This is a genomic window from Pseudomonas flavescens, assembly GCF_013408425.1.
GTDB classification, from domain to species: Bacteria; Pseudomonadota; Gammaproteobacteria; order Pseudomonadales; family Pseudomonadaceae; genus Aquipseudomonas; species Aquipseudomonas fulva_A.
Genome location: NZ_JACBYV010000001.1, coordinates 1439624 through 1464935, shown reverse-complemented (window position 1 = coordinate 1464935; position 25312 = coordinate 1439624). Strand labels below are relative to the sequence as shown.

Below are 25312 nucleotides of genomic sequence, written 5' to 3'. Positions count from 1 at the left end.
GTCTTGAGGCGAGGCTGGCTAGTGGGTGTCCCCTTTTCCCCTATTTAGCCATCCAGCAATGTTTTGTGAGGATTCTGAATAAACTGATACGCTTTAGATTTCAAAAACTCCTCATACAAAGATAAATTTGAGGGAGCAATTACTCGACCACCTTCCTTTAATATGACGACGCACTTACATTCTTCTGCTAGTGATGAAAAAAAGTAAATACTTTTACTTACATCGGCACGCGCATCAACCATACAAATTACTTCATCCTTCCAAAACTCTACCCTTACCTGCCCATCAATACCAAAGAATTCGGCATCTACACTCCAAGAAGGTAAAGAGGGAAAATATTAGAAACATTTTCCCTTAACTTAAGCCACCCTCCACCCCAATAATCAATGAACTCCTCAGAAATCTCTTCCTCAAAAAGAGTATCAACATCACGTGATTTAAATTGCTCCAAATATAGAGGAGAAGAGCCATCCTCTCTCAAAATCTTGTCCTGCGGAACGAGAAAGAAAACGAATTGCCAAATTGCCACATCAACTACCCCTACATCTAGGCTGTCTAACCGAGCCAATTGTATCTAAAACATATTTTTTCTGTATGAAAATTGGTTCTAGGAATTGGGAAGCTGACCTTCTTGCATATAAACTCAGACGTCTCTCCTAGAAACCTTGCCGCAGTCAGTCGATTATTACCTACTACGACATGAGGCACACTATTGATCTCCACATACTGAATAGCTGGATCCTTGAGCCCATCCTGCCGCATACTTTTAACTAGCTTTCTAAAATTATTATCTGTCATTGCATCAGTGACGTTTGAAGTAACCTACCTGAAAAGGCGTATCTTCGATTTTCTTCGCCGCTTTCTTGCCCTCGCTACCGAGCGAAGCCATGATAACCACAGCAGCTAGCGCGTACACATCTCTTTTAGTTTGTGAAACAGAAGAATCGGGTTCAGACCACTTAAATACAAAATACATCACGACCGGTAACAGGGCGCCATTTGGACCAGGCGGTCGTTGGTATAGGGGCGTATTCAAAGCCAGCGATAACTATTTAAAAGAGCTAAAGCCACCTGCTTAGTATCCACACCTGTTCGGACATGGTGTTCGACGCTGCGGGACAACATCGGATAATCGCAGATGTAAATTCCAAATTATCAAAGAGCTTGTTATCTAACCGTAATCTGATCCCGGCGCAATGCGACTTCAATTATTTCTATCGTGTTCTGACCCCGATTTACAACCCCTCAATTCTGGCAAAGACAGCACTTCATCGTACTGTGGCCAATCTTCCCTTGCGCGCTTGAGCACACCTTGCATCAACTCGTCCAACTCAGGTACTGGTTGCTCGGGCGGCAATTGGTCAAAGGGCGCGGCCAGTAGCGGATGATCGATCTTCTGCGGATTGGCTAAACCTTCCCACTGGCGCAGGCGCAGGATATAGAGAATTTCCACCGGCACGCGCTCCAAGTGCCAGTCCTGATTGAAGTCGTAGGAATTCTTCTGGCTCTCTTTGCCGGTTTGCCAAGTGTGGCGGTCACACGCGGCCAACAGACAGGGCATCAGGTCGTCGGGTCTGGGAGTGCGCCACTCGGCCAACAAGGCTTCGTAGATGGGTTCGTCGTAAGCATAAGCAGGCCATTGATGCGAGACATCGCCCACCCAATCGGCAAACACACGCAGCATAAAGGCTTGGGCGCGGCGGTGTTGCTCTTCGTACTCAATCACTAATTGATGCCCACGGTTGAGAGCCGCATGGGTGAGATAGCCCTGATGGATGACAGCATTCTTCCAGCCTAGGATCGCCATGGAGGCCATCATATTGGTGGTGGTCTGGATGCTATAGTTTTGGCGGCGTCGATCATTGCCTGCCGCTTTGGCAATAATGTCGAACTGGCCCGCCCAGAAGAACAACTGCCAAATTCCTACTTGGTAATAGCGCAACCAATGGGCCAACTCTAGAAGCCATTGCGGATTATCTGGTGCGGTTGCCAATACCCTGTGGGCTCGTGTGACGGCCATCCATTCGGAGCTACTACGCGTAACGTTGTCACTATTTGGTACAGGCATTGATGGCTTCGCAAATGCATCGCCGCGCTCAACATATTCACGGATGCCATTCAACTCGTATTCATCTGAGACGTGTGGCCCCTTGGCTATGCGCCCCAGCACACTTTTGTAGGGGGGCCATTTAGGGTTTACGCCCGAGCGCTTGCACTGAATTACTTCTTGGTCCATGGTTCCACCTTAAATTCTGCTACACCTGTTTTACTGGGGGCGGGAACACCGACTTTGACTGTTACACCTTGAACCTTGGCTTTTCCTGAATCCAACGCCGCTTGCAAAGCGTCTCTCAGTGCTGGGTCTGAATTTGATTTCGATGCATTATTCAACCCATTCTCTCAACCTCGCCTCGGGATCTCTCAGGGGACTCTTTGCGCCATCCAGCCTGCCCCTATCGATTGCTTTGGCTGCATCGGTCGTTGGAGAAGGCGTAGGCACTTGATATATGTCGCCGGGCACATTGCCGTTGATGAATGACAGCTTGATGCCTAGAATTCATATCGGCTGCTTTTTGGGCTCGGTGTATGTTCGCAACTATCACCGCAGACCAAGATCGGCCTCTCTTCTTAGAATCAATCAGTTAAGGGCTAAATAAGTGCCATTCAAATCTTTCCATTTTTACCTTTCCTCCCCTATTCTGTAACCCAAACGTATCATCTCAGTTGGGAATAAAGGCTGCATAATCACCCTATCGTTAAAAATCAACAGCTTTGGAGACAACGCTGTAACAGCGTAGATATTCTCCGCAATCAGCTTCAAATTTGTGCAAAATAAAGGAATCTCAGCATCATCCGCCAGAACGTACACACCATCTATTTTATTAGCAACTCCACTCAGCAACTCTTCAATACCATCGTAATCTTTAAAGCTCAACTCCTCCCATACAACCCCATTCTTTGAGACTGGATATTTTTTTAACACATTCATCGCCGCAACAAAACCATCTCCATCAATCACTCTAAAATCGGCACCAAGTGCTTCTTTACATTCTTCGAATAGAGTCATCTGATTACCTATTTAGCATTTCCAATATTGCCTCAAAGGCCTTCTCATTACCATCAAAAGGTATAACCAGCTTTACTGCTTTGCCAGGGCTTTCACCTCGAGTATAGCCCCATACATTTATGTGAGTACCTTTTGAATGCAAAAATGCAAAAGGGGACAGATTTATTTTTCTGACACTTTCCTAGGCCTCCCCTGACCCCGTAGCTCTATCCGTTGCCCCTGAACTCTCTCTATTTCATCCACAAAACGAGCACTACCGGTTAACTGCCCTCTCTGAAGTGCAGTCCGGATCAGTTCAATTTCACTTGACGTTACAGCTTGGCGCATGAACTTCATATAACGGATACGACGCCTTTCAGGCGTATCGCCAAGTGCGATGAAGCAAGGGTCAATATCCAACCAATCACTGTCCGCTTGATCAGTGGCGCGCATCTGGTAACTCGACCAGGGGTAGTCACCTGCCTCGGCAACCATACGGGCCCGAACCGGGTTTAACTCGATATAGCGGCAGCAGGCAAGTAAGTAGGCGTCTGACTCGACCACACTGGACTTGTAACGGCTCTCCCAGAGAGTGCCGGTGCGCCCTTCCAGACGATTTCTATACCGCGTGGCACGCGCTGCCAACGCCTTCATCAACAGTCCCAACCCAGCGATGGCCTCACCGGGCGCCAGCAGTAGATGGACATGATTTGTCATCAGGCAGTAGGCGTAGACCTTGATCCCGAAGACGTCTTTCAACTCGCGCAGATCAGCAATGTAACTTTGATAATCCTGATCGCCGACAAAGACCACCTGCCGATTATGGCCTCACTGCACTACGTGATGCGGGTAGTTAGGCACCACAATGCGTCCCATCCTTGGCATAACAACCTCCTTCCATTGAGGCTTTCAGCTTAGTCCATCAGCAATAAAATAAATCTGCCCCTTTTCCTTAAGGCAGCGGTACACCTGGGAACACTTTATTCCACAATATTCCCATCAAGTAGCTTTTAGCATCACTTTTATCATCTGCTGGATAGACAACATAACTGTCATTATCAAGCAACTCAACCCAAAGAGCAGATTGATCATTAAAAAGCACAAGCAATTCATGCTCTATCTTTTTTCTCTGACGCTTATCATTTAGCACACGCCCCAAAGCAGCGAACGCCTCACTTTCATCCAAACCAACATCCACCGAAAATATAGAGCAGAGTAGGTTTTTTATAACGGGATAATCCTGCATTACATCACCTAGATGGGAATATAGGAAGAAAAGGGGACAGATTTATTTAATCTTGGGCCATCCCAACCACTCGAAAATAAATCTGTCCCCCTTTCCGCTTATATTCGCGTGTGCCTTACTTCAGGGCAATTTCTAAGGCGCGGTCAATCATAGCCTTGTCGATCATAGGTACAAAGTTCAAGCGATTACCTGCAATGAACATTCGTTGATAGTCTTCGAGTGTGTCGCTGTCTTTCGACCACGCTAGAGCTGCTAAGTGGCATACCTGCGACATGCTAGGGCTATTAGGCCTATTATGCCTAAACTCTTCGATAGCCTGTCCGATCTCTTCAGCATCTATCTCAGCTAGCACCTCCTCTATTAACCTAGTGAAAGCGACTGGTGCTTGCTCTATCGAATCCACTTCTTCATTTTTCTGAAACCAGCGCAGCGAAACAAAGCTCTTGGGTCGCTCCTTCATAATGAAGTTAGCTACCTTAGCAAAATCTTTATGACTGACAGAGCAATCCATGCCCAACCAAATGCGGCCAGACGGACGATTTCTTATAAATGGCTCAGCTTGGATAACGAAGCCATTTCTCTCCGCCTCCCAAAATGCCCCATCTCGATCCGCCTTCCACTTTCCACCATTTTTTTCAATAGCTTTACCAATTAGGATATCAACTTTCATAACCCAGGCGCCGTCACTTGATAAATAGGAATTCCATTAGGGTAGCCCTGTTGCCTTAACGGCACGTTCGGCTTAATACCGAGCATGCGTGCTATAGGACGCGACGGCAATGCGTCGCCAGCCAATATCTGAGGATATATCTCATTTTGTCGTGTTGTATTCACTGCGCCACCGGTCTTCATCTCGATAATGATCGGATCGCCATCAGGTCGCAGAGCGACAAGATCCGTGTGAGTATAAGTCTTTCCTCCGCTATCATAGAAACGAGCACCATTTCCTTTGACTGTATATCCCTGTTCACGCAGCTGACCAGCAATATCATCAAGGTGTGCATTGTGATTTGCGGTTCGCTGTTGCAGCGTAATACGCGGAGCAGACGCATTGTTTGTGTATTAGGGTGTATTAGGGGACAGACCCTGAGGAATCCCCACAAATCTACTCCAGCACCTGAGCTTGCCGGTGAACCTCGTCACACAGCAATAGCTCCATCCTGGTGAGTACCGAGCAGGATAAATCGTTGGCCGAGCGCCTGAGGTATTCAAGGCCGACACGCCAGAGCGACAGCACGGTTTTATGCCTGACGCTGTTGCTCTGAAAGCGGATTGCCCTGCCTGTCATCCGAGCTTGAAGGCCGGCAAGGTAAAGCGCATAACAAGCCAGTGCTGCGATCAGCAGCAGGATCTCGATACGCCGTGGGCAGCGCGTTCGATGCAGGTCGAAGGCAAAGCCGAAACGTAGGCTTTTCACATCCCTAAACCCTTCCTCGATCTGCATCCGCTTGCGGTAGATGCCCACGATCCGACGTGCCGTCCAGTTAGCTTGTGGCAGGTTGCTGGCGAGCAGCCAGGGCTCTTGTTCACGGCGAGCGTTCTGTCGGCTGAGCTTGCTACGGGCGATGCTGCCCGTCACGCGTCGGTGTTTTCTACCCCTGGGCCGCTGGTGAATGCCGTACAAAGCAACGCTGTGCGGCGCACTGCGCGTCATCTCGATTTGTCCAAGCGAGCGCGCTGTCGAAGTTATCTGCTGGTAGAGCTGCTTGATCGGTTGCCAGCGGCCTTGTTCATCACGATAGAGGTCACGATTGCGCACACGCCCCACGTAATGCCACCCCTTGGCTTCAACAGCCTGGAACCAGGGGCGACGAAACCCAGCATCGGTCACCAGGATCGGCACGCACTGCTCGGGCAGCATGACTTCAAGTGCATTGAGCAGTTGCTTCTGGCGCTGGGGGCAACCCTCACGATCATGCACGCTTTCGTAAACAGGGAACGCTCGACCGGCCAATGGGATGGAAGCCCACAGCACGTAAAGATCAGACGCGGCATTGATTGGCGACCAATCCACCAGGATCAAGGGATGATGCAGGGAGCCAAACAGTGCCGTAAGCATTTTCCACTAAAACAGCAGGCGTTCGTTTTGCAGATGTGCGTTGCCGAGCAGGCGATCCACACGCTTGATCGAGTGCCTGGCGTAAGCCGCGCTCGGCATGGCCCTGCCCAGATCGGTCAGGGTCAGGCGGTGCCCTTGCAGCAAGGCACTGACGCTGCTCATCAAGGCATTCAGTCGCTTGCTGTGGATCGTGGGGAGTGCTTGGGAAAATGCCCTGTGTAAGAATCGTACTGCCTGCATGAGTCTCGGGGGTTGGTTGGTTTGGCGACTACCAAACTGCCCGACTCGTGCAGGCATCTTCAAGCTATCCGACTGATCTGCATGGATATTTTGTGGGGATTCCTCAGAATCTGTCCCCTTTTCTTACAATCTCCTTCCATTGAGATCTTCAGCTTAGCCAATCAGGAGAAAAATAAATCTGTCCCCTTTTCCCTTCTCTTACTTATGGCCACTTTTTAGTGCCGACAAAGACAGCACTTCGTCGTACTGCGGCCAATCCTCACGTGCGCGTTTAAGCACGCCTTGCATAAGTTCGTCTAATTCTGGCACAGATTGTTCTGGAGGCAGTTGATCATAGGGTGTAGCCATCAACGGATGATCGATCTTCTGCGGATTTGCCAAACCTTCCCACTGCCGCAGGCGCAGGATGTAGAGGATTTCCACTGGTACACGCTCAAGATGCCAGTCTTGATTGAAGTCGTAGAAGTTCTTAAGGCTGTCTTTGCCGCTTTGCCAAGTATGCCGGTCGCAGGCAGCCAAGAGGCAAGGCAGTAGGTCCTCAGGGTTGGGAGTACGCCAATGCAGCAACAACGCTTCGTAAATGGGTTCGTCATAAGCATAGGCAGGCCACTGGTGCGAGACATCGCCCACCCAATCGGCAAACAACCGCAGCATGAAGGCTTGGGCGCGGCGTTGCTCCTCTTCGTACTGAAGCACCAGTTGATGCCTGCGATTGAGCGCTGCGTGGCTGAGGTAGCCCATGTAAATCAGAGCATCTTTCCAACCCAGTATCGCCATGGCCGCCATCATGTTGCTGGCAGTTTGGATATTATAGTTTTGTTGACGTCGGGCATTTCCTGCTGCTTTAGCCAGGATGTCGAACTGGCACGCCCAGAAAAACACTTGTTTGATACCAACCTGGTAATAGCGAACCCAATGCGCCAAGTCCTGAAGCCATTGCGGATTATTTGCAGCGGTTGCCAATACCTCGTGGGCGCGTGTGACCGCCATCCACTCGGCACTGCTACGAGTAGCATTGTTTCTATTTGGAACAGGCATAGAGGGCTTAGCAAATGCATCACCGCGTGTCACATACTCACGAATGCCATTCAACTCGTACTCATCTGATACGTGTGGCCCCTTGGCGATACGGTCTAAGACACTTTTGTAAGAGGGCCATTTCGGGTTCACACCCGCGCGCTCGTATTGAATTATCTTTTGGGCCATGCTTCCACCTTAAATTCTGCAACACCTGTTTTACCAGGGGCCGGCAGACCGACTTTGACGGTCACGCCTTGAACGTTAGCTTTCTCGGAAGTCAACGCAGCTTGCAAAGCGTCTCTCAATGCTGGATCTGAGTTTGCAATCGATGCATCATTCAACCATCCTCTCAACCTCGCCTCGGGATCTCCCAAGGGACTCTTCGCGCCACCCGGGAATCAATGGGGTCAGAGTCATTGATTTAGCTGCTGGTTTCTTGATACTCCGCAGATTTCCTATCACCGCCTCGCCCAAGAGGAGCGGCTCGCCTACCTGTCTTGACCTCAATTTGAGCCTTGAACCGATCATCACCAAGCACCCAACCCTTGTTCGTGGCCTCACGTATCTCCGACAACTGTCGTTCAGGCAATCGCCCCCGGAACAATGAACGGTAGGCGCTCTGGCGTTCCTCCTCTGTATTACCGAGCCGAAGATATAGTGCGTGCGGCGTGAGCAATTGGATAGGCTTGCCCAAGGCATTGGCTTGATAACTTGACCAAGGATATTCCGATGCATGAGTAACCATGCCTGCTCGTACCGGATTCAGCTCTAGATAGCGGTAAACCGTTAGCAGGTAGCTGTCAGTATCAACAAGTGTTGATTTATACCGCCCCTCCCACAAGGTGCCAGTACGGCCGTAAGTAAAATTAAAGTATTGAACGTACCGACGCCCCAGTGCTTGCATCAGCCGGCTAATGCCCTGCTCATCGCTGGGTGTGGCGAGCAGGTGCACATGATTCGTCATCAGCACAAAAGCATGAATGGCGACTTGGTAATTTTTGGCCGCGTCGTTCAGAAAATACAGGTAGACCTTGTAGTCCGCTTCATCGTAAAAGCAGGCCTCACGATTGTTGCCTCGTTGAATCACATGCTGGACGCATCCCGGAAAATAAAGACGGGGTAAACGGGCCATGGCGTGCTCTCCTCAGGATCGGGAAACCATAACTATCATGAGACGCCAAAATCAATGACTCTGACCCCATCGATTGCGGCGCCAGGGACAAAAAAGGGGACGCCCATGATCACTTAGACCTGGCAATTAAAATGGGAAAGGGGACAAATTTGCCCCCTACTTTCCTCTTATTCCTATTCGTACATTGCAGTAAAACACTCATTAATTAGGCTACTTTTCAGAAGACGGTCTAAAGAAAAATCCACGGTCTTCGACACAACAACTCCTTTACGCAAAAAGTCTGGAAACTCTTTAATATCAGAAAATTCCGTAGGGACTAGGAACCTAAAATAATCCCCCATCTCCGACTCACCAGAGTATCCAACCGGATAATCTACGCCTGGATTATCCCCCTCAACGCCGTGATATACATAAAGTCCTTTATTGACAGGAAGATTAAACTCAGAAAAGACGCCACGCTCAACTAGGTCTTCTTGCAAGTCAGTTAAGACCTCCTCAACTCCGTACCCTCGATAACTCCATGCAGAAAACAGATCAACCTTAGCTCCTCCAAGTTTTTTCTCTGGATACACACAGACCTTCGAAGACTCTTCCCATATGAATTCGCAAACATCATCTAAAAGGGAGCCAACATCATCAACCTCCAGTAGAACCCTCGGCAAATCACCAAAACAATTATTCACCATCACAGCCAGACGACCGCATTTATCCATTGCCACCCACGTATATATAGTACCAAAGCCAGGCTGCCACTCTTTACTTAAATAACTCATAATATAACCTCACGGCCAGGTAACGCTACAATTGTCACAGGGTTTGAGAATGTATTAGGGGACAGACCCCGATTTCACTCAAAGATCGGACGCACGCTTGGGACGCCCCGCCTTACCTCTTGTGACTCTTCGCCCCAAGGCTGCCTCCACTTCGGCAGAAAACTTCGGACTACCCAGCGCATAGTTTCCATTTGTCGCGGCTCGAATTTGATCAACTAGCCCCGGATCTAGCTGATAGCGGAACAACTCCCTATAGAACTCAACCCTGAGCCGCTCGTCTTGACTCAATGCATGGTACATAGGATGGGGGCAGCGCAGAACTGACGCCTCGCCTTGCGCGTTGGCCCGGTAGCTCGACCAGCGATATTCAGCTGGGTGCTCAACCATGCCGGCGCGCACAGGATTCATTTCAATATATCGATAGCAACCGAGCACGTAAGCTTCCTCCTGCACCAGGCAGGAGCGAAAGCGACCTTCCCAAAGCGTACCGCTACGGCGGTATGTCCGATTGACGTACTGCACATAGCGTTGCACTAGCCCCTTCATTATCAGCCCCGTACTCTCGGGGCTTTCGGGTGTGACCAGCAAATGAACATGATTGGTCATCAGGCACCAAGCATGGACAGCGCACCCATGCTTCTTTGCTTGCTCCGCCAATACATCCAGATAGAAAAGATAATCCTCAGCTGCGTAGAAACAGGCCGAGCGATTATTTCCTCTCTGAATTAAATGGAGTGACATTCCTGGCAACAAAATACGCGCTCGACGTGGCATGAAAACCTCCTTCCATAGAGACTTACAAGCCTAGACCACTATCGAAATGGAAGGAATAATCGTGGTCTGTCCCTGAGGAATCCCTATCGTTCCTATCGTGGTCTGTCCCCTATTGTTCTGTACGGAAAGCTATTGTTAATACCTTTAAAAAAGTAAATGGTGTTTTCGTTGGCCCGCAAGCGTATGAGAAATTCAAAGAAGGATATCGGTTGAACTCTAGTGTGACGGCCCCTCTGTTTACTGATTTAATCGAAGCGCCTATTTAGGTGCCGGTTATGGGGTCGGCATATCTACCTTTTAAAGAACGATTGACCCTCGGCACACACTGATCAAGTCGCCGTAAACGGCGGATTACGCTTCGCTGATCAACCCTAAGAGTGCTCCGGTTACCCTTCTGTCTTGTCGGAATCAATGACTCTAACCCCATTGATTTGGTGCAATCGGTCTGCCTTTTCCCTGAGAGCTGGAGGAGAGTAAATATTTCGTCGTAACTAACAAACACAGGACTCAGTAGTCTTGGGTTCCTTTTATGAGAGCGGTTCAGCCAAATCCGTGAACACTGGTGCCTTTATACTAGAATTTAACCGCCAGCCCTCTTTGAGTTTTTGGTAAGCCTGTTTCCCTACATACACACCATTGACCCTCTTGAAATGCATTGTGAAAAATTTCCGGAGAACTTTGTGCAAATTTTGGGTCCATTGATCCGCTGTCATTGTATTAATATCGCCTGCAATAATAATCCCCCCAGATGAATATAGTCCTCCTGGAATCAAGCTCACACTGCTCGGCTGCCCCCCTTCATTCAAGAAGTTTCTTACTCTGCCGTCATTCATCACCACTGTTCGGGGCACAGGCAAGGCATCCTCAGGTATAAGAAGATACCTTGGGCAATGATTCTGATCTCCAGACGTAGCTACCGAAAATCCCGGCACATCTAATACTGATTGATAAACAATCGGTAATCTCTCATCGTCTGTTCCCTGGGCAAATTTGAAGCTCATGATTTGCTTGGCCGCATCCAAAACCTCAACCAAGTCATCTCGCATTGCAAAGAAATGAATGTTTTTTTTACTCATAATTATTTAGGCTTAGGAATTAAAATAAGGATATCGTCTGGTTTCAAAGCTTTTATGCGCTCTGCGTTTCTAGCTTCCCGTTTTGTAGGTGTAAACCCATCCTTTAAAGTATCAATTGTATTCACGCGAACGGTAATCTCCTTCCCGTTCAAATCTATTTTTACAGCTGTAATATCCGGATATGCAGAACCTTTTCTGCTACCGCCAGCACCGGGGATGTACTCCTCTTTAGAGCGATCCACACCGCCACCACCAGTAACTTTATAACCCATTTTTTCCAACTGTGCAGCTACTTGTTCAACATGCTCCCGGGTACTCGCTTTCCCTAGACGTCCGTCAGGGTTGGGTATTTTTTTGTCACCACCGCTAGGTGATTTATCCCCCCCCTCCCCATCATTACCATTTGGCTTTTGAGCTTTCCCTCCCGTAGGAGAAAGAGCTGCCATAAAGAGGCTTGCGAGAAGGCCGTATGCCTCACCTTTATTTTGTGAATTATATTCCGAGACTACCGTATCGATAACAGCTTGGTTTGAATTTTCCTGAATCCACTTAACAATACCAGCTTCTTCTATACCAAGTGAACGAGCCAGCTCGTTGTTAGCATCCGCTTGACCCAACAGGGAATCTTTCAAGCCAATACATACAGCAATATTTAGTTTGCAAATCGCACTGAGAGACTCATCTCGTTCAGAGCTCATCTCTGCATATTTCTTATTTACATCTTTTTTGCAGCTCTCATTCGAACACTTGGCTCTTTCTTCGTGCCAAGAAGTAATTTCTTCGGTATACAGCCAGTTGTGAGCAGTCTCAATCTGCGCCGCATTCGCCGCAACCGCAGCCTCGCCCCCCGCGGCAGCCGTAATACCCGCGACCAGGCTGCCAATCAAATTCAGGCGATTCTGCTTCTGTGCATCCGTCATGCCCTCAGCAGTTTGATCGCTCAACTGATCAATCAAATTGTTCAGCACCACGCTCGCGCTGCCGCCCAAGGCACCTGCACCACAACTCTGGCTTTGTGCAGCTGCACCCGCACACCCGACGATTGCATGCAAGGCCGCGCGTGCTGTTTCGGACTTCAACTCATCAGCAATCCCCTTGACCTTTTCAGCTGCTAAACCTTGGAGATAACTGACCGCTGCGCCCTGGAGAAGCTGTGATCCACCACCAGTGACATTGCCCCCGGCCGCACCGCTGATAGCGGAAACCAGAGTCCGCCCTAGCCCACCAATCTCCCAGGTGGCATTACTGTCAATGATGTCCTTGAGCTGATCGATTTTTACTTTGTCACGCTGCTCAACAGGCTTAGCGTTCTCCTCAGCCAGTTTCTTCTTGGCATCCGTAGAGGCGAGCGAGCGCTGCTCCAGAAAAGTGCCCACATTACGTACGAACTGCTCAGTGATCTCGAAGCCAGCTTCGACTTCCTTGCGATCAAAGATCGGTTTGAGAGTGTTGCTACCGTCTCTGTCACTGGAGACATCACGATTGACATCGGCAACTGCTTGCTCAGCAGTCTGGCCTGTCAGTTCCTGCTGCTTCGCCTCGTCGGTGATGGTGATGGCCCCACCACTGATACCGCTATGTGTTGTGCTCTTTTCCTTGCCGCTGGCACTTAGCGCGATTGGTGTACCTGCACTCCCAACCGCCTCTTGCTTGATGTTGTTATCCTTGTCACGTTCTATCTCACCAGTCTTCTTGTCACGACCCGCTGTGCTGTAGCTACCGCTCAGGCTGATACTGGTGGCCTTGTATTCGGCTTTGTTCTCGATATCGGAATGCGTCAGCGTGCCGGTCGTCAGGCTGTTCTTGCCGTCCGCTACGGCTTTGTCATTGCTGGCAATAATGGCGCCCTGCAGGTCCGTATTGCCGCCAACGTTGACCTGGAAGCCGTTGTCGCCCGCCTTGATCCCCGTCTGTTGACCGACGCTCGCGTATTCACTGTTGATTTTCTGTTGGCTAACGCTGCCAGAGACCGTGGACACCCCACCGCAGATCGGCGGGATGCACAGGCTCAGCCCAACGCCCGCGTTTTGCTGTTTGGATTTGTAGTTGTCGATGTCTTGTTGGCTGGCAAGATTCAAGTCGCCACCCACTTCGGCGGTAACTTGCTTGGCGGTGACTACAGCGCCTTTCAGATTGGTGTCACCACCACTGTTCAGGGCGACTTTCTCGCCAGCGTTTACTAGGGTATTGGCATGGGTGATCGCCTCACCTTCAGACGAGCCTCTGCCTTTGTTCGCCGCCAGCTCGATGGTGAAGCCGTTCTGCTGCCCCACGCCGAAACCAACGCCTGCACTCCAACCGCTGTTGCTGTTCTTGCCCTCCTGATTGGCAGTGTTTTGCGCTGAGATGAGGTTGATGCTGCCATCCGCATCGAGCGATACGTTACGCCCCGCATCGATGGTGCTACCCACAATGTTCAGGTTGCTGGCGTCACCATCACCGGTTGCCTTGATAGCGATGTCGCGGCCTGCCGCGACGCTGCTGGCGACCACATTCTGACCGGACTGAGTTCCGCCACTCTGGCTTTGGCTATTGCTCAGGTTGACACTGATTTTGACACCCGTGAAATTCCCAGTCGCCAAGGTCTGGGCACTTTGATAAGCCTCGTAACCACTCATCGCCGTGTTGGCGGCAGCCAACGCAGTCAAGCGCCCATCCTTGGTGTCACCCGCAGCATTGATCATGCGTTGCGCGCCCTGCACAGCGTCGATCAACGGCACGCTTACGGTGCCGCCAAGAGCGGTACGGTTGGAGCTTTGCTTCTGGCTGGAACTGAGCAGGTCATACCCTGCTTCGATGTCGACACGCTTGGCCGTGATCGAAACATCACCCTGCGGCGCGATAACCTGGCTGGCCTGCTGGCGATAGGCTTCACCCGCTTTCAGATCGACATCCCCACCCAGCGAGGCAATCTGGCTACCCAGTTGCTGAGTGGTGCTGTTCTGGCTGCTTTGCTTGACGCCGACCACACCGGTCGCCCCCTGCCACCAACTACCGATCTCGCCGGACTTCTTGGAGTTGGAACGCGCGCTGGAATCATCCTTGGCCTCACCACTGGTGATCAGCAGATTGCGCCCAGCCGCTACGTTGATATCGCTATCAGCGACCAGGGTGCTGCCCCGAACCGCAGTATCGCGGCCGCTGGTCACGTCAATGGTGGCGCCGCTGAGCGTGCTGCCAACCTCCTGGGAGGATGACGACTGAGCGCCCTTGGATTTCTGCTCGAGCGTCAAAGAGCCATTGGTGGCGAGCGAGTCGAAGATGTGCCACTTCAATGAGCTGGACTTGCTCGACTGGCTCGACTGCTGCGAGGCCACTGCAGTACCTACCGATACATCGCGCCCAGCATCCAGGATGATGGCGTCGTCAGCACGCAGGCCTGCGGCGCGCAGTGCAATATCGTCATTGGCTTCGATGACGATGTTCTGGCCGTCGAGTCGAGTGCCGGTAAGCGTCGTTGACTCAGAACTGCTGGTTTTCGCCTTGCTGGAGAACAGACCGCTTTTAGCCTTGGCGTTGGCCTGGCTGCTGGAGTTCTGGGCCGCATCGAGCACGACATCGCCACCGGCGCGCAGATAGATGTCCGAATCGCTGATCAGCTGGGCACCGCGTGCGGCGATGTCCTTATCGGCACGCAGCGTCAGATCGCTCCCCGAGGTAATGTAGGAGGATACCGCTTCGCTGTTGGAGGACTCGGACATCTGCAGCTTACTGCTGCTGAACATGCCGCCTTTTTTCTTCTTGTAGAAGTAGCTGTAATCGAAGTTCTGGGCAGCATCGAGATCGATGTCACCACCGGCGTAAAGGTAAGCCTCTTCGCTAGCGTGGATCTGGCTGCCAATCAGCGTGGTGTCGTTGCCGGACACGCTGGTGAAGTTGCCGCCCGCTTCAATCACCGATGCTTGCTGACTGACGCTGGTCTCGGCGCGCTCGACCTTCTTGCCAGCGTGCTTGTAGAAGGACTCTTTATGGCTTTCGTTCGCGGCCGCGGCGATCACCATGTTTTCCGCGGCCTTCAGGTCGATATCCCCGGCCGCTTCGACGCGGCTGGCAATCACGCCGAGGTCGCGGCCGGCGCTGATGGCTAGATCGCCGCCCACCTGCACGTCGCTTCCATGCTGCGTGACCTGGTACTGACTACCCCGCTCACGGCGCCCTTGGTAACTGTAGGAGTCCTGTTCACGCTGGCTGGCGATCAGGGCATCGCGCCCGGCTTCGATGCGGGCATCGCCGCCGGCCTTGATGACGCTGCCCAAACTCTGCACATCGCGGCCCGCGATTGCGCTCAGGTCATTGGCCGCTTCGATACGCGAGGCGGCGGTCGCTACGTCGGCGCGGTACTGATTGTCCCGGTTACTGCCCGTAATCGTGGTGATGGTGCGCTCGTTGATGATGTCGCCATCACGCGCGACCAGGCTCACGTCACGCCCGGAGATGATGCCGCCAGCGGCATTGCGAATGCTGTCGGTCGCCATCAGCTCGAGGCGCTTGCCGGCCTCGATCAGGCCGCGGTTTTCGATATTCGCGGCGGTGGCCGAGAGGTTGTTGCTGGCACGCAGGGTGCCGCTGTTGTTCAGCGAGCCGCCACTGATCAGCGTCACGTCGCGGCCCTGGATCAGCGCACCATTAGCCATCAGGCGGTTTGCTGGCTGTGCCATGTAGAGCACGGGGGCCAGTACCTTCTCCCCGGCGACCTCGACCTCTTCCATCCACACGATGTCGTGGGTCAGCGCCGCCACCTGAGCGGCGCTCAAACTCACGCCCACGGTGAGCTGCAGCGACTCTTTGCTGGCGATGGCATTGTTCATCAGGTAGCGGAACATGGCTTCGTCGCTGTCCAGCCCGGCGATAAAGCGCTGGCCAGTGCGGGCCGTGATTGCATCGCGGATCAGGCGCTGCTCGTAGAGGCCATCACCCAGGCGCTTTTGCGCCAGATCCGGATCGAAACCCAACCTGCTCAGCATGTAGTCGGAGTTGAGGAAGTTACCCAGGTTGGCGAATGCTGGGTTGGTCTCGACCAAGTACTTGTGGCTGCTACCAGGTACGACCGGCTGGCCCAGCGTGGCTACACCGTCTACGGCCAACGGTGCCGTTACGCCTGCAACGACTGGCACCTGACCAGCACTGGTGCCACCTGGCACGGCAATCTGCTGCCCACTCAGGGCCGAGGCTGCGGCATGTTGCTCCTGGCTGCCGACGACAATGCCCTGACCGACGACGGCTGCAGGGCCGGCAATGCCAGTTACGGACGTCGCTCCGGTTTGCTGCCCGCCCTGCTGATTGAGGCGGAACAGGCCATTCTGGCCAGTGGGCAGGCTGAAGCCGGGCAGAGTCAGGGGATTGATCTGCTTTTGCGCGAGGTCTGGTGGCAGTTGCGTGGTAATGGCGACAAGTGGCGTGGTGCTGGCAGCAACCGTGGTATCCACGCCCTTCGAAGTATCGCCAACGTAGGCGGTCTGCGAACGCAGCACGCTGTTATTGATTTCCTGGCTGGCGGTGACCTTGACTGCACCACCAGCCTGCACGATGGCGGAAGCTACGGCACTTCCACTTACCTGCACCGTGTAGGACGAGGTTTCGTAACGACCGGCCTGAGCCGCAGAGGCGGCGAGTATCTCGTCGCGGGACAGTGCACTCGGCGCATAGTTAGGCGAGTTTGGGTCGTTGTACTGGTTATACAAATTCTTCTGGTTGATAAACCTGTAATAGGTAGGCCGATCGCGCGTATATAAACCAGAGTTAAAATAACGCTCCTCACCACCACCGGCACCGATGTTATTGAACACATCGGTGCCAATGGTGATATCACCACCTGCAGATACCGTGCTGTGACGGTTATCCAACAGGCTACCGCTGAATTGGAAGTTGCCACCCGAGCCAATGAAGCCTGCAGCTGAGGCACTCCCCGAAACGATTACATCTTCGTAACGTTCAACTGAAGTGAACTTCCACGCACAACCGTTACCCCTGCAGGTATCGTCTTCGAATACATGTATGTTACCCGACACACGCTGTTGCTCAGTGGCGAAGCGATCCCGCTGGTTGCGCAAGGTATTGGCGTAGAGGCGCATATCACCGGCGCTTTCAACGGTCCCGGAGTTGTTGTCGATCAGGTTGCTTTCGCTGCCGTCGACACGCCCGCTGATATCCAGGCCGCCCAGGCTGTAGATATCCGCCTGGTAGTTGACGAGTTCGTCTGCGCGCAGCGCCATATCTGCGCCGCTGAAGATCAAGCCGCTTTCGTTACGGAGCGTCGATGCGATGACTGAAAGATCGGCGCTGCTACCCAGTGTGCCGAAGTTTTCAAGCTGGGCTGCGCTGATGGCGAGACCGTCAACAGCGGTGATGACACCTCGGTTGTTCGATTGACCGACGATGTCGATTTCAGCCTTCGCACCACTGCTGACACGGGCGCTTTCCGATAGATTCAGGTTCGCGGCATCGAGCGTCAGGTTGCCGATGCTGCTCAGACGACCACCACCGCTGTAACCACCGGTGAGCGCAACGCTCATGCTGCCGTCACTGGCCAACACACCCTGGTTGATCCAGGTATCGCCGGTGCCGGTGAAAGACGTGGCTGCGAGCAGGCGGCCGGTCGCCGTCTGCGTGAAATGACCAACGTTCAGAACGAGGCTGGCTGCTTGCAGAAGGCTGTCATTGACCCAACTGCTGGCGTCGATGGTGAGTGCGCTGCCGGTGACGAAGCTGCCGCCCGCGGCCATCACCTGCGCAGTTGCCAGGCCGAAGGACCCGCTGCCCATGTGCCGGATCTGCCCAGCCTGGTTGACCAGGCTGTCTACCTGCACCGAGAGGTCTTGGTTGGCGGTCTCGATCAGGCCGCTGCGGTTGTCCAGGCTCGTGGCGTTAATGCGGGTGAAGCCAGTGCTGCCCAGCGAACGCAAGCGGCCCTGTCGGTTATCGACGCTGCCAGCCTGCAGCAGGAGCGAGCGTTCGCTTTCGATCAGGCCGCTCTGGTTATCGAGCGCGCCGGCAAGGCTAAAATCGATTGCTCGCGCCGCTACCTGGCCACCGCCGTTATTGACATGCGCTGCATGCACGGTGAGATCACCCCGTGCATAGAGCCCGCCGTCACGGTTGTTGAGCGACCCGGTGTCGATTTCGGCGTTGCCGTTCAGGCCGGACAGGTGCCCCGCTTCGTTGTCGATGTCTGCAGCGGTTACGTCCAGCGTTTGGCCCTGGGCAGTACCACTGCGGTTGTCGAACTCGCCGGTAACTGCCAACTGCAGCCGGCCGGCCGCGCTATCCAGCACGCCACGCTGATTGTCGAGACTCGCAGCCGTCACGTTGAGGTTGCCACCGCTACTGATCAGTCGCCCATCGCGGTTGCTGAACGCCTCGGTGGCGGTAACCTGCAGGTTACTGGCACTTTGCAAATTGCCCTGGTCGTTGAGGATGCGCTGTGCCTCGACCAGCAGCTCACCGGCCTGGCTGTAAATCAAGCCATCGCGACTGTTGTCCAGAGCGCCGGTCAGGCGCAACGCCAATTGCTGACGGGCCAGCAGCGTGCCGCCGTCGGCGTTGTTCAAGCTGGCAGCAAGCAGCTGCAGCACGTTCTGGCTGGCCAGGGTTGCGCCCCTGTTATCGACGGATGCCGCTTCGATTCGCAGCGGCCCCGCACTGGCGAGCTGCGCGTTGTCGCGATTGACCAGTGCACCTGCCAATTGCAGATGAATACCTGCGTTGCTGGTGATCACACCTGCCGTGTTATCCAGGCTCTCACCACGAATGGCGAGCGCCTCGCCGGCGACGATCTGTCCTGCCTGGTTGGCGGTGTTGAGCGCCTCGATCTGCATGGTGCTTTGCGAGCTGATCAAGCCCTTGGCGCGGTTGTCGAGCTCATTCGAGACACTCAGTTCGAGCGCTCCCTGAGTCGAGATGATGCCTGCACTGTTGATCAGGTCTTTGCTCGAGACGCGTTGATTGCCCTGGCTGACCAGAGCGCCCTCGTCGCGATTGTCCAGCTGGTCGCTGAGCTCGATACTCAGCTCACCATTCTTGCTCGACACTGTGCCCTTGGCACTGTTGTCCAGCGCGCCCCCCTTGATGGCCAGGCCTTGCCAGCCGGAGATCAAGCCCGCCTGATCGTTGCGAATGGTCTGTGCGTTCAGGCTCAGGGTACCGCTGCTGATCAGCCGGCCACCGTTGCTGTTGTTCACGCTCTCAGCGGCCAGCAGGTAGGACTGCGTCGAAAAGAGCTCTCCACCCTGGCTGTTATTCAACGCCTTCAGGTTATCGATACGCAGAGGACCAGCGGCGGAAACGAGGCCAGCACGGTTGTCCAGCGATCCACCCTGCAGATCCACGGTGACGCCCGCTTCGCCAATCAGTGACCCTTGGCGCTGAATGAGTTCGGCGACCCGCAGGTACAGATTGCCCTTGGCGGATACTTCACCTCGCTCACTGGAGTCCAGGCTGGTGGCAGACAGGTCGAGCGTGCTCATGCTGGAAATCAACCCGCCCTGGTTGGCAACGGAGCCAGCATCAAGCTGCAGGTGCTGCTTGGCGCTCAACACGCCACTGCGATTGAGCAGTTGGTCGACGCCGACCACCAGTTCACCCTGACTGATGATCTGCCCGCTCTGGTTGTTCAGCTCACCACTCACCACGCTCAGTGCTTTGCCGCTGGCCAGCAGGCCATCGGCGGAGTTGTTCACCTGTTCGCTGCGCACCTGCAACGCTGCAGCGGCCGACAGGGTTCCACCCTCGTGGTTATCCAGTTCGCGGGAGGCAACTTCCAGATCGGCGCCGCTGGTAACCAGGCCTGCGGCACTGTTATCCAGTCGATTCGCCGCCAGTTGCACACCCGACATCCCGGAAAGCAGGCCTTTGAGGCTGTTCTTCAACAACCCGTCGATGCGCACCTGCAACTGTTGCGCGGAGATGACGCGACCGCCACTGTTGTCCAGCGACTTGGCCGCCAGGACGAAGCTGAGATCACTGGATATCTCGCCACTCTGACTGTTGTTCAGAGCACCAACGTTGTTCAGAGCCAGTACACCCTTACTGGCAATCAAGCCGCCCTGACTGTTATCGAGTGCGCCCTGACCCAGATCCACCGACAGAGTGGATTCGCTGACCAACTGCCCTGCACGCTGATCCAATGTGCCAGTGGTAACGGATACAGGCCCGGTGGCAGCAATACGACCGCCGTTGCTACTCACCGTATCGGCAATCAGGTTCAGACCTGCACCGCTGGTGATGCGGCCTGCATCGTCGTTGGTCAGGCTATCGGTGTCGATGCCTACTCCGGTCTTGCCGCTGATGGTGCCTGCCTGACGATTGTCCAGCGACACGCTCGCGATATCGACCTGGCTGTCGGTCAGCAGGCGCCCAGCGCGGTTGTCCACCTGAGCGACCTCGATGACCAGGTCACCCGCACTGGACAGTGCGCCACTGCGGTTATCCAGCTCATTGGCGGTCAGCTTCACCTGCCCTTCGCCGGTTACCAGGCCTTCCCGGTTGTCGAGTTTGCCGCGCAGATTCAGTTGCAATGCGGCAAGGCTGCTCAGCGTTCCGCCGGCACTGTTATCCAGGCTCTCGCCATCGAGCAGCAACCCATCTCGCCCGCCAAGAACGCCTTTGGTGTGGTTGAGCACCCGCTGAACGGCCAGTTGCAGGCCACTATCGCCAAGCAGCAAACCCGATGCGCTGTTATCGAAGGTTTGGCCAGTGACCTTCACTCGCCCGGCGCTGGAGATTTCGCCACCCCGGTTGTCGACAGACGCGACTCGCAAATCGATGCCGTTGCCTGCCGCCAACAGACCACCGCCACCGTTATCGAGGCGCTGCCCCTGCAGACTGAGACGGCCCTGACTCAGCAACTGGCCGCCTTGCTGATTGAACTCGGTGACCTGAGCGGTCAAGTCACCCTGGCTGGCGATCTTGCCCTGGGCAGCGTTTTCGATGAGTTCGGCACGCAGGTTCAGGTCACCATCGGCGATTACACGCCCGCCATTTTGGTTGCTCAGCAAGGTGGTCGTTGCATGCAGGCTGCCGCGGCTATCGATGACTCCGCCCGCGCTGTTATCTGCCCTCGACAGGCTGAGACCGAGTTGCTCGTCGGCGAGAATTCGACCGCCGCGATTGTCCAGCGCGTCGCCGCTCAGGTTAAGCACGTTGCCCGAGAGCAAGCCCGCCTTGCTGTTGTTGGTGACACCTGCCGATACGTCCAGCTGGGTCTTCGCAATCAGGGCCCCATCGGCACTGTTGTCCAGAACGCCATCGACCCGTGCACTCAACGTGCCCTGGCTGACGAGCGTGCCCGAACCGCTGTTATTCAGTTCCGCAGCTTTTACGGCCAACTGCACATTGGAAGACACGACGCCCTGTGCATTGAGCATCCTGCCTGCGACATCGAGGTCTACGCCTTGCTCGCCAATGACCCGCCCGGAGCGGTTATCCAATTCAGTGCTGGAAATGGCTACGCTCTTCTGGCTGGAGATTTCTCCACCACGGTTGGCAAGCTCACCGACTTGCAGGCTAACGCTCTTGCCACCGGATACGAGCCCGGTATTGCCGTTGTCGAGAGAGCTGGCACTGACCTGAACGTCACCTTGCGACAGCAGACGACCTTGCTGGTTGTTCATGCTGCCGGCCTTGACCGACGCCAGTGCCTGGCCGCTCAGCACGCCGCCCTGGTTGTCCAGGGCCTTGGTATCGACCTTCAGCTCGCGGCTGGCAAGCGCTCGGCCGGCATTGCGGACCTCGGTCGCGTCGATGCGCACATCGCCGGATGCATTGCGGCTGTTATCGTTGTTGACGCCGGCTTCGATAATGCCCGCGTTGTCGAGGCGGCCGGCTTGTATATCGATGCTATTGGCGGCGGCGAGACTCTGCTTGTTGCTCAGCTCAGCAGTCGCGCGAATGGCGACGTTGCTGCCTGCATAAGCGGGCCCTGTCAGCTCGGCACTGCCGGCGACGATGTGCAGATTGTCCCGGGCGGCGATGCGTGACAGGGTCAGTTGCCCATTGGCATCGATCTGAATATCCCCGGCACTGGCCGCCATGTCGCCGGCCAGCTTCACGCCCACGCCCGCCTCGGTGCCCACCAGACGAATCGCCCCGGCGTACATGCCGCCCAGGGCCGAGCTGTCGATGGCCAGTTGCGGTTTTTCACTGCCGTCATCGGCCTTGGCGATGGCCTGCAGGGTGGCGGCATCCACGTCGTTGCGGCCGGTGATGACGTTCAGGCGCTTGGCATGAAGCTCGGCGTTGAGCTTGGCGCTGCGGGTGATCAGGTCGAACTGGTCGACGTTGCTGGCGTTGAGGCCTGCACCTTCGATGGCGATGTCGCCGCCATTGACGTCGAAGCTGCGCAGTTGGCCGTTTTCGATCACCGGCGCACCCGTGCTCAGGGTCGCCCGCGGGGTGTTGATGAAGCCGCAGCCGTCGCAGGTGATGCCATGGGGGTTGGCGACGATGACGTTCGCCGCCTGCCCGGCCACTTCCGTGTAGCCCTTGAGCTGGCTGCGGTTGCTGCCGGTCACTTCGTTGAGGATGACCCCTGCTGCACGCCCCTGCAGATTGGAACCGCCCAGGTTCGGGTTGCCAATGATGATGCCGCCTTGCTGGGTGCTCTGCAGCCGCTCGGTGGCGTTGTTGAGGATCAGCCCCTGCTGGCCGACGTTGTAGTCGGTGAATTTGTTGTGCGACAGCCCGCTGCCGTTGGGCGTGGCGATGTTGACGATCGGCACGCCATTGGCGGCCTGCCCCAGGCTGGTGTTGCCGCCCGCCTGCGCATCCACCGTCAGTTGCGCGGCAGTGGCGGCGATGGGGTTGAGGAACATCACACCCGCCAGAATCAGGGCGATGTTTTGAAACAATGGGCTGCGAACGTCCATGTCAGGGTGCTCCGAGGCGTAAGCGAATCAGAAAAATCAGAAGAACAGGTCGACGCGGAAATGCACCGGGCGCTCGCGCTCGGCGATCACATCGGGGCGTTCCAGGGAATGGGCGAAGGTCACGGCGGCGGCCAGGTGCTCGCCACGGGCGCTGAACTCCACGGCGTTGCCGCTCATGCGGCCGCTGGCGAAGGCGTTGTGTTCGCCGCGCTGGATCACGCCGACGTCGTAGGCCAGCGCCATGCCGTACTGCTGCACGAAGGGTTGCAGCGGCGCCCAGGTGACCGGGCGGGTCCAGCGCAACTGGTTGCGCCAGTAACCGCCGCTGTCGCCGGACAGGGTCTGGTCCTTGAAACCACGTACCGAGTTGAGCCCGCCGATGCTGATGCGCTGCGAGCTGAACAGCACGTCTTCGCTCTTCTGGCCGGTGGCCAGGCTGTCGAAACTGAAGCGCTCGCCCCACAGGCTGAAGGGCTGCAGGTAGCTGAGGGTCAGGCTGTATTTGTTGTAGCGCGCCACTGGGTCGGAGCCACGGGGGCTGCCGTTGTTCTGGGCATCCAGGGCGCCGATGCCCCGCTGCCAACCCGCGTCCAGGTTGACGAACGCCGTGCCGACGCGGCGGCCATGGTTGAAGCCCAGTTGCCACTCGGTCAGCCGGTTACTCGATTGTTCGATGCGGTTGCCGAGGATGAAGTTGTTGGTGCGCACATGGCTGAGGCCGGTGCTCACGGCGGTCTTGCTGACGCTGTCGCGGTGCAGCACGCGCTCGGCACGCAACGCATGTTGCTTGCTGTCGCCATCGGTTTCGAACGGGAAGCCGTCCCCTTGCGCCAGGGTGCGGTAGTAGCTCTGGCTGTAGCTGTAGTCGAAGCGCCACCAGCCATAGGGGATGGTGTAGGACAGGCTCTGGGCGTGGGAATGACGGTAGCTGTCGCTGACCGCATCGCGGCTGGCGCGCAGGCTCAACTGGTCGGCCAGGCCCAATGGGCTGTCCCATACCAGGCCCAGGCCCCACTGCTGCTCACCGGTGCTCAACTGCCCCTCGTTATGGCGGTTGATGTTGGCGTGCCAGGGCTTGCTGCGCTCGCCTTTGAGCCCCACCCGGCTGCCACCCACCTGCTCGCCTGGCACCAGCTCCAGCTGGGCCGGGCGCGACGGCAGGCGGTTGAGGTTTTCCACCAGCTGTTCGAGTTCGCGCAGGTTGAGGATCTCGCCCGTCTCGCCGGGAAAGCTCATGGCAAGTTCGCGGTCGCTGGCCAGCGCGGAGCTGTCCAGGCCTTCGAGACGGCCTTCGACCACCACCACGTTGAGGGTCCGAGCCGACAGATCCTGCTGCGGCAGGTAAGCCCGGGTGGTCACGTAGCCACGGTCGATGTAGTGGTCGGTGATCGCCTTGAGCAGGCCGTTGAGCTGGCTGACGCCCAGGCAATCGTCGGCGAACGGCGCCAGGATTTCGGTCTTGTCGGCAGCGGACAGCGAGGTGGCACCACTGATCTCGATCTGCTCGATGGCGAAGCAGCGTTCATCGCTGGGCGGCGCCTCGGCAGGCGCTTCCACCGTGCGCCCGGGCAACTGCTGCAACTCCTGCAAGCGCTGTTGCTGCTCCTGCAGCAGGCGCTCCTGGCGGTCGCGAATCAGGTCCTGAGTCAGGGGCGAAGGCAGGTTCGCAGGCGGCGTCTGGGCGAGCGCCATGAACGGCACGGCGGCGAAAAACAACGGGAAATACGAGCGCATGACATCCATACCTGGAAAATAAGTTCATCCCTGGGGCGAGGCGGCATTCTGCCATCACCCAGCAAAACGACCTGAGACGCACTGCTCATCTTCAAATCATGGCGTATGCCGCTGCGAACAAACTCGCGCCGCAATGCCAGGATTCAGAGACCGCCCATGCTCCGATAGGCGAGGTTCGGTAATGCTAGCAAGGATGGATAATTCCCTGCCAGCCGCGGCCAGTGGCTATCAGGTGTCCGGTCATGGACCACCGCACCGCGCGGGGAAGCTGCCAGCATGCATCGTTCAAAGAGCGGCAGGCACATCTGCCGCCCTCCCTCGGCGCGGTCTTGCGGGCGCCAGTTACAGCCA

Annotated in this window: 12 protein-coding genes and 2 pseudogenes; all 14 read right to left on the bottom strand. The window is 55.4% G+C overall.

What is annotated here, in order from left to right:
- Window positions 1-307: 307 nt before the first annotated feature.
- The 14 genes and pseudogenes from FHR27_RS06385 to FHR27_RS06315 all read right to left on the bottom strand — a co-directional run bounded on the left by FHR27_RS06385 (window position 308) and on the right by FHR27_RS06315 (window position 24961).
- Complete coding sequence (locus FHR27_RS06385; protein ID WP_179538099.1) at window positions 308-529, bottom strand: hypothetical protein; 222 nt, start codon at window positions 527-529, stop codon at window positions 308-310.
- 675 nt (window positions 530-1204) lie between these two features.
- Window positions 1205-1912, bottom strand: a complete 708-nt coding sequence (locus FHR27_RS06375) for a hypothetical protein (protein ID WP_179540049.1) — start codon at window positions 1910-1912, stop codon at window positions 1205-1207.
- A 768-nt stretch (window positions 1913-2680) separates the two neighbouring features.
- Entirely contained in the window at window positions 2681-3067 is a 387-nt protein-coding gene (locus tag FHR27_RS06370) for a CDI toxin immunity protein (protein WP_042554578.1), read from the bottom strand.
- A gap of 162 nt (window positions 3068-3229) precedes the next feature.
- Window positions 3230-3931, bottom strand: a pseudogene (locus FHR27_RS06365) (transposase).
- Window positions 3932-3998: 67 nt separating this feature from the next.
- Window positions 3999-4292, bottom strand: coding sequence for a hypothetical protein (locus tag FHR27_RS06360; protein WP_179538097.1), 294 nt, complete (start codon window positions 4290-4292; stop codon window positions 3999-4001).
- Window positions 4293-4407: 115 nt separating this feature from the next.
- The gene (locus FHR27_RS06355; RefSeq protein ID WP_179538096.1) at window positions 4408-4962 is read right to left on the bottom strand and encodes a DUF6990 domain-containing protein; all 555 of its coding nucleotides are present in this window, start codon (window positions 4960-4962) and stop codon (window positions 4408-4410) included.
- 435 nt (window positions 4963-5397) lie between these two features.
- Window positions 5398-6591 (bottom strand): annotated as a pseudogene (locus FHR27_RS06350) (IS4 family transposase).
- 198 nt (window positions 6592-6789) lie between these two features.
- Entirely contained in the window at window positions 6790-7473 is a 684-nt protein-coding gene (locus FHR27_RS06345; protein ID WP_179540048.1) for a hypothetical protein, read from the bottom strand.
- A 559-nt stretch (window positions 7474-8032) separates the two neighbouring features.
- Window positions 8033-8743: a transposase gene (locus tag FHR27_RS06340; protein WP_179538095.1), complete on the bottom strand. Its 711-nt coding sequence runs from the start codon at window positions 8741-8743 to the stop codon at window positions 8033-8035.
- Between the two features lie 173 nt (window positions 8744-8916).
- Entirely contained in the window at window positions 8917-9516 is a 600-nt protein-coding gene (locus FHR27_RS06335) for a hypothetical protein (protein WP_082045888.1), read from the bottom strand.
- A 78-nt stretch (window positions 9517-9594) separates the two neighbouring features.
- Complete coding sequence (locus FHR27_RS06330; protein WP_179538094.1) at window positions 9595-10290, bottom strand: transposase; 696 nt, start codon at window positions 10288-10290, stop codon at window positions 9595-9597.
- A gap of 527 nt (window positions 10291-10817) precedes the next feature.
- On the bottom strand, window positions 10818-11366 hold the full coding sequence (locus tag FHR27_RS06325) for a hypothetical protein (RefSeq protein ID WP_179538093.1): 549 nt from the start codon (window positions 11364-11366) through the stop codon (window positions 10818-10820).
- A 2-nt stretch (window positions 11367-11368) separates the two neighbouring features.
- The gene (locus FHR27_RS06320; protein ID WP_179538092.1) at window positions 11369-23227 is read right to left on the bottom strand and encodes a hemagglutinin repeat-containing protein; all 11859 of its coding nucleotides are present in this window, start codon (window positions 23225-23227) and stop codon (window positions 11369-11371) included.
- 36 nt (window positions 23228-23263) lie between these two features.
- The gene (locus tag FHR27_RS06315) at window positions 23264-24961 is read right to left on the bottom strand and encodes a ShlB/FhaC/HecB family hemolysin secretion/activation protein (protein WP_373565115.1); all 1698 of its coding nucleotides are present in this window, start codon (window positions 24959-24961) and stop codon (window positions 23264-23266) included.
- Window positions 24962-25312: the final 351 nt, after the last annotated feature.

What these genes read in the sequence shown, in the direction of transcription:
- FHR27_RS06355 (WP_179538096.1), bottom strand. Translation starts at nt 4,962, where the DNA reads ATGAAAGTTGATATCCTAATTGGTAAAGCTATTGAAAAAAATGGTGGA.
- FHR27_RS06320 (WP_179538092.1), bottom strand. Translation starts at nt 23,227, where the DNA reads ATGGACGTTCGCAGCCCATTGTTTCAAAACATCGCCCTGATTCTGGCG.
- FHR27_RS06315 (WP_373565115.1), bottom strand. Translation starts at nt 24,961, where the DNA reads ATGCGCTCGTATTTCCCGTTGTTTTTCGCCGCCGTGCCGTTCATGGCG.
- FHR27_RS06340 (WP_179538095.1), bottom strand. Translation starts at nt 8,743, where the DNA reads ATGGCCCGTTTACCCCGTCTTTATTTTCCGGGATGCGTCCAGCATGTG.
- FHR27_RS06330 (WP_179538094.1), bottom strand. Translation starts at nt 10,290, where the DNA reads ATGCCACGTCGAGCGCGTATTTTGTTGCCAGGAATGTCACTCCATTTA.
- FHR27_RS06370 (WP_042554578.1), bottom strand. Translation starts at nt 3,067, where the DNA reads ATGACTCTATTCGAAGAATGTAAAGAAGCACTTGGTGCCGATTTTAGA.
- FHR27_RS06360 (WP_179538097.1), bottom strand. Translation starts at nt 4,292, where the DNA reads ATGCAGGATTATCCCGTTATAAAAAACCTACTCTGCTCTATATTTTCG.
- FHR27_RS06335 (WP_082045888.1), bottom strand. Translation starts at nt 9,516, where the DNA reads ATGAGTTATTTAAGTAAAGAGTGGCAGCCTGGCTTTGGTACTATATAT.
- FHR27_RS06325 (WP_179538093.1), bottom strand. Translation starts at nt 11,366, where the DNA reads ATGAGTAAAAAAAACATTCATTTCTTTGCAATGCGAGATGACTTGGTT.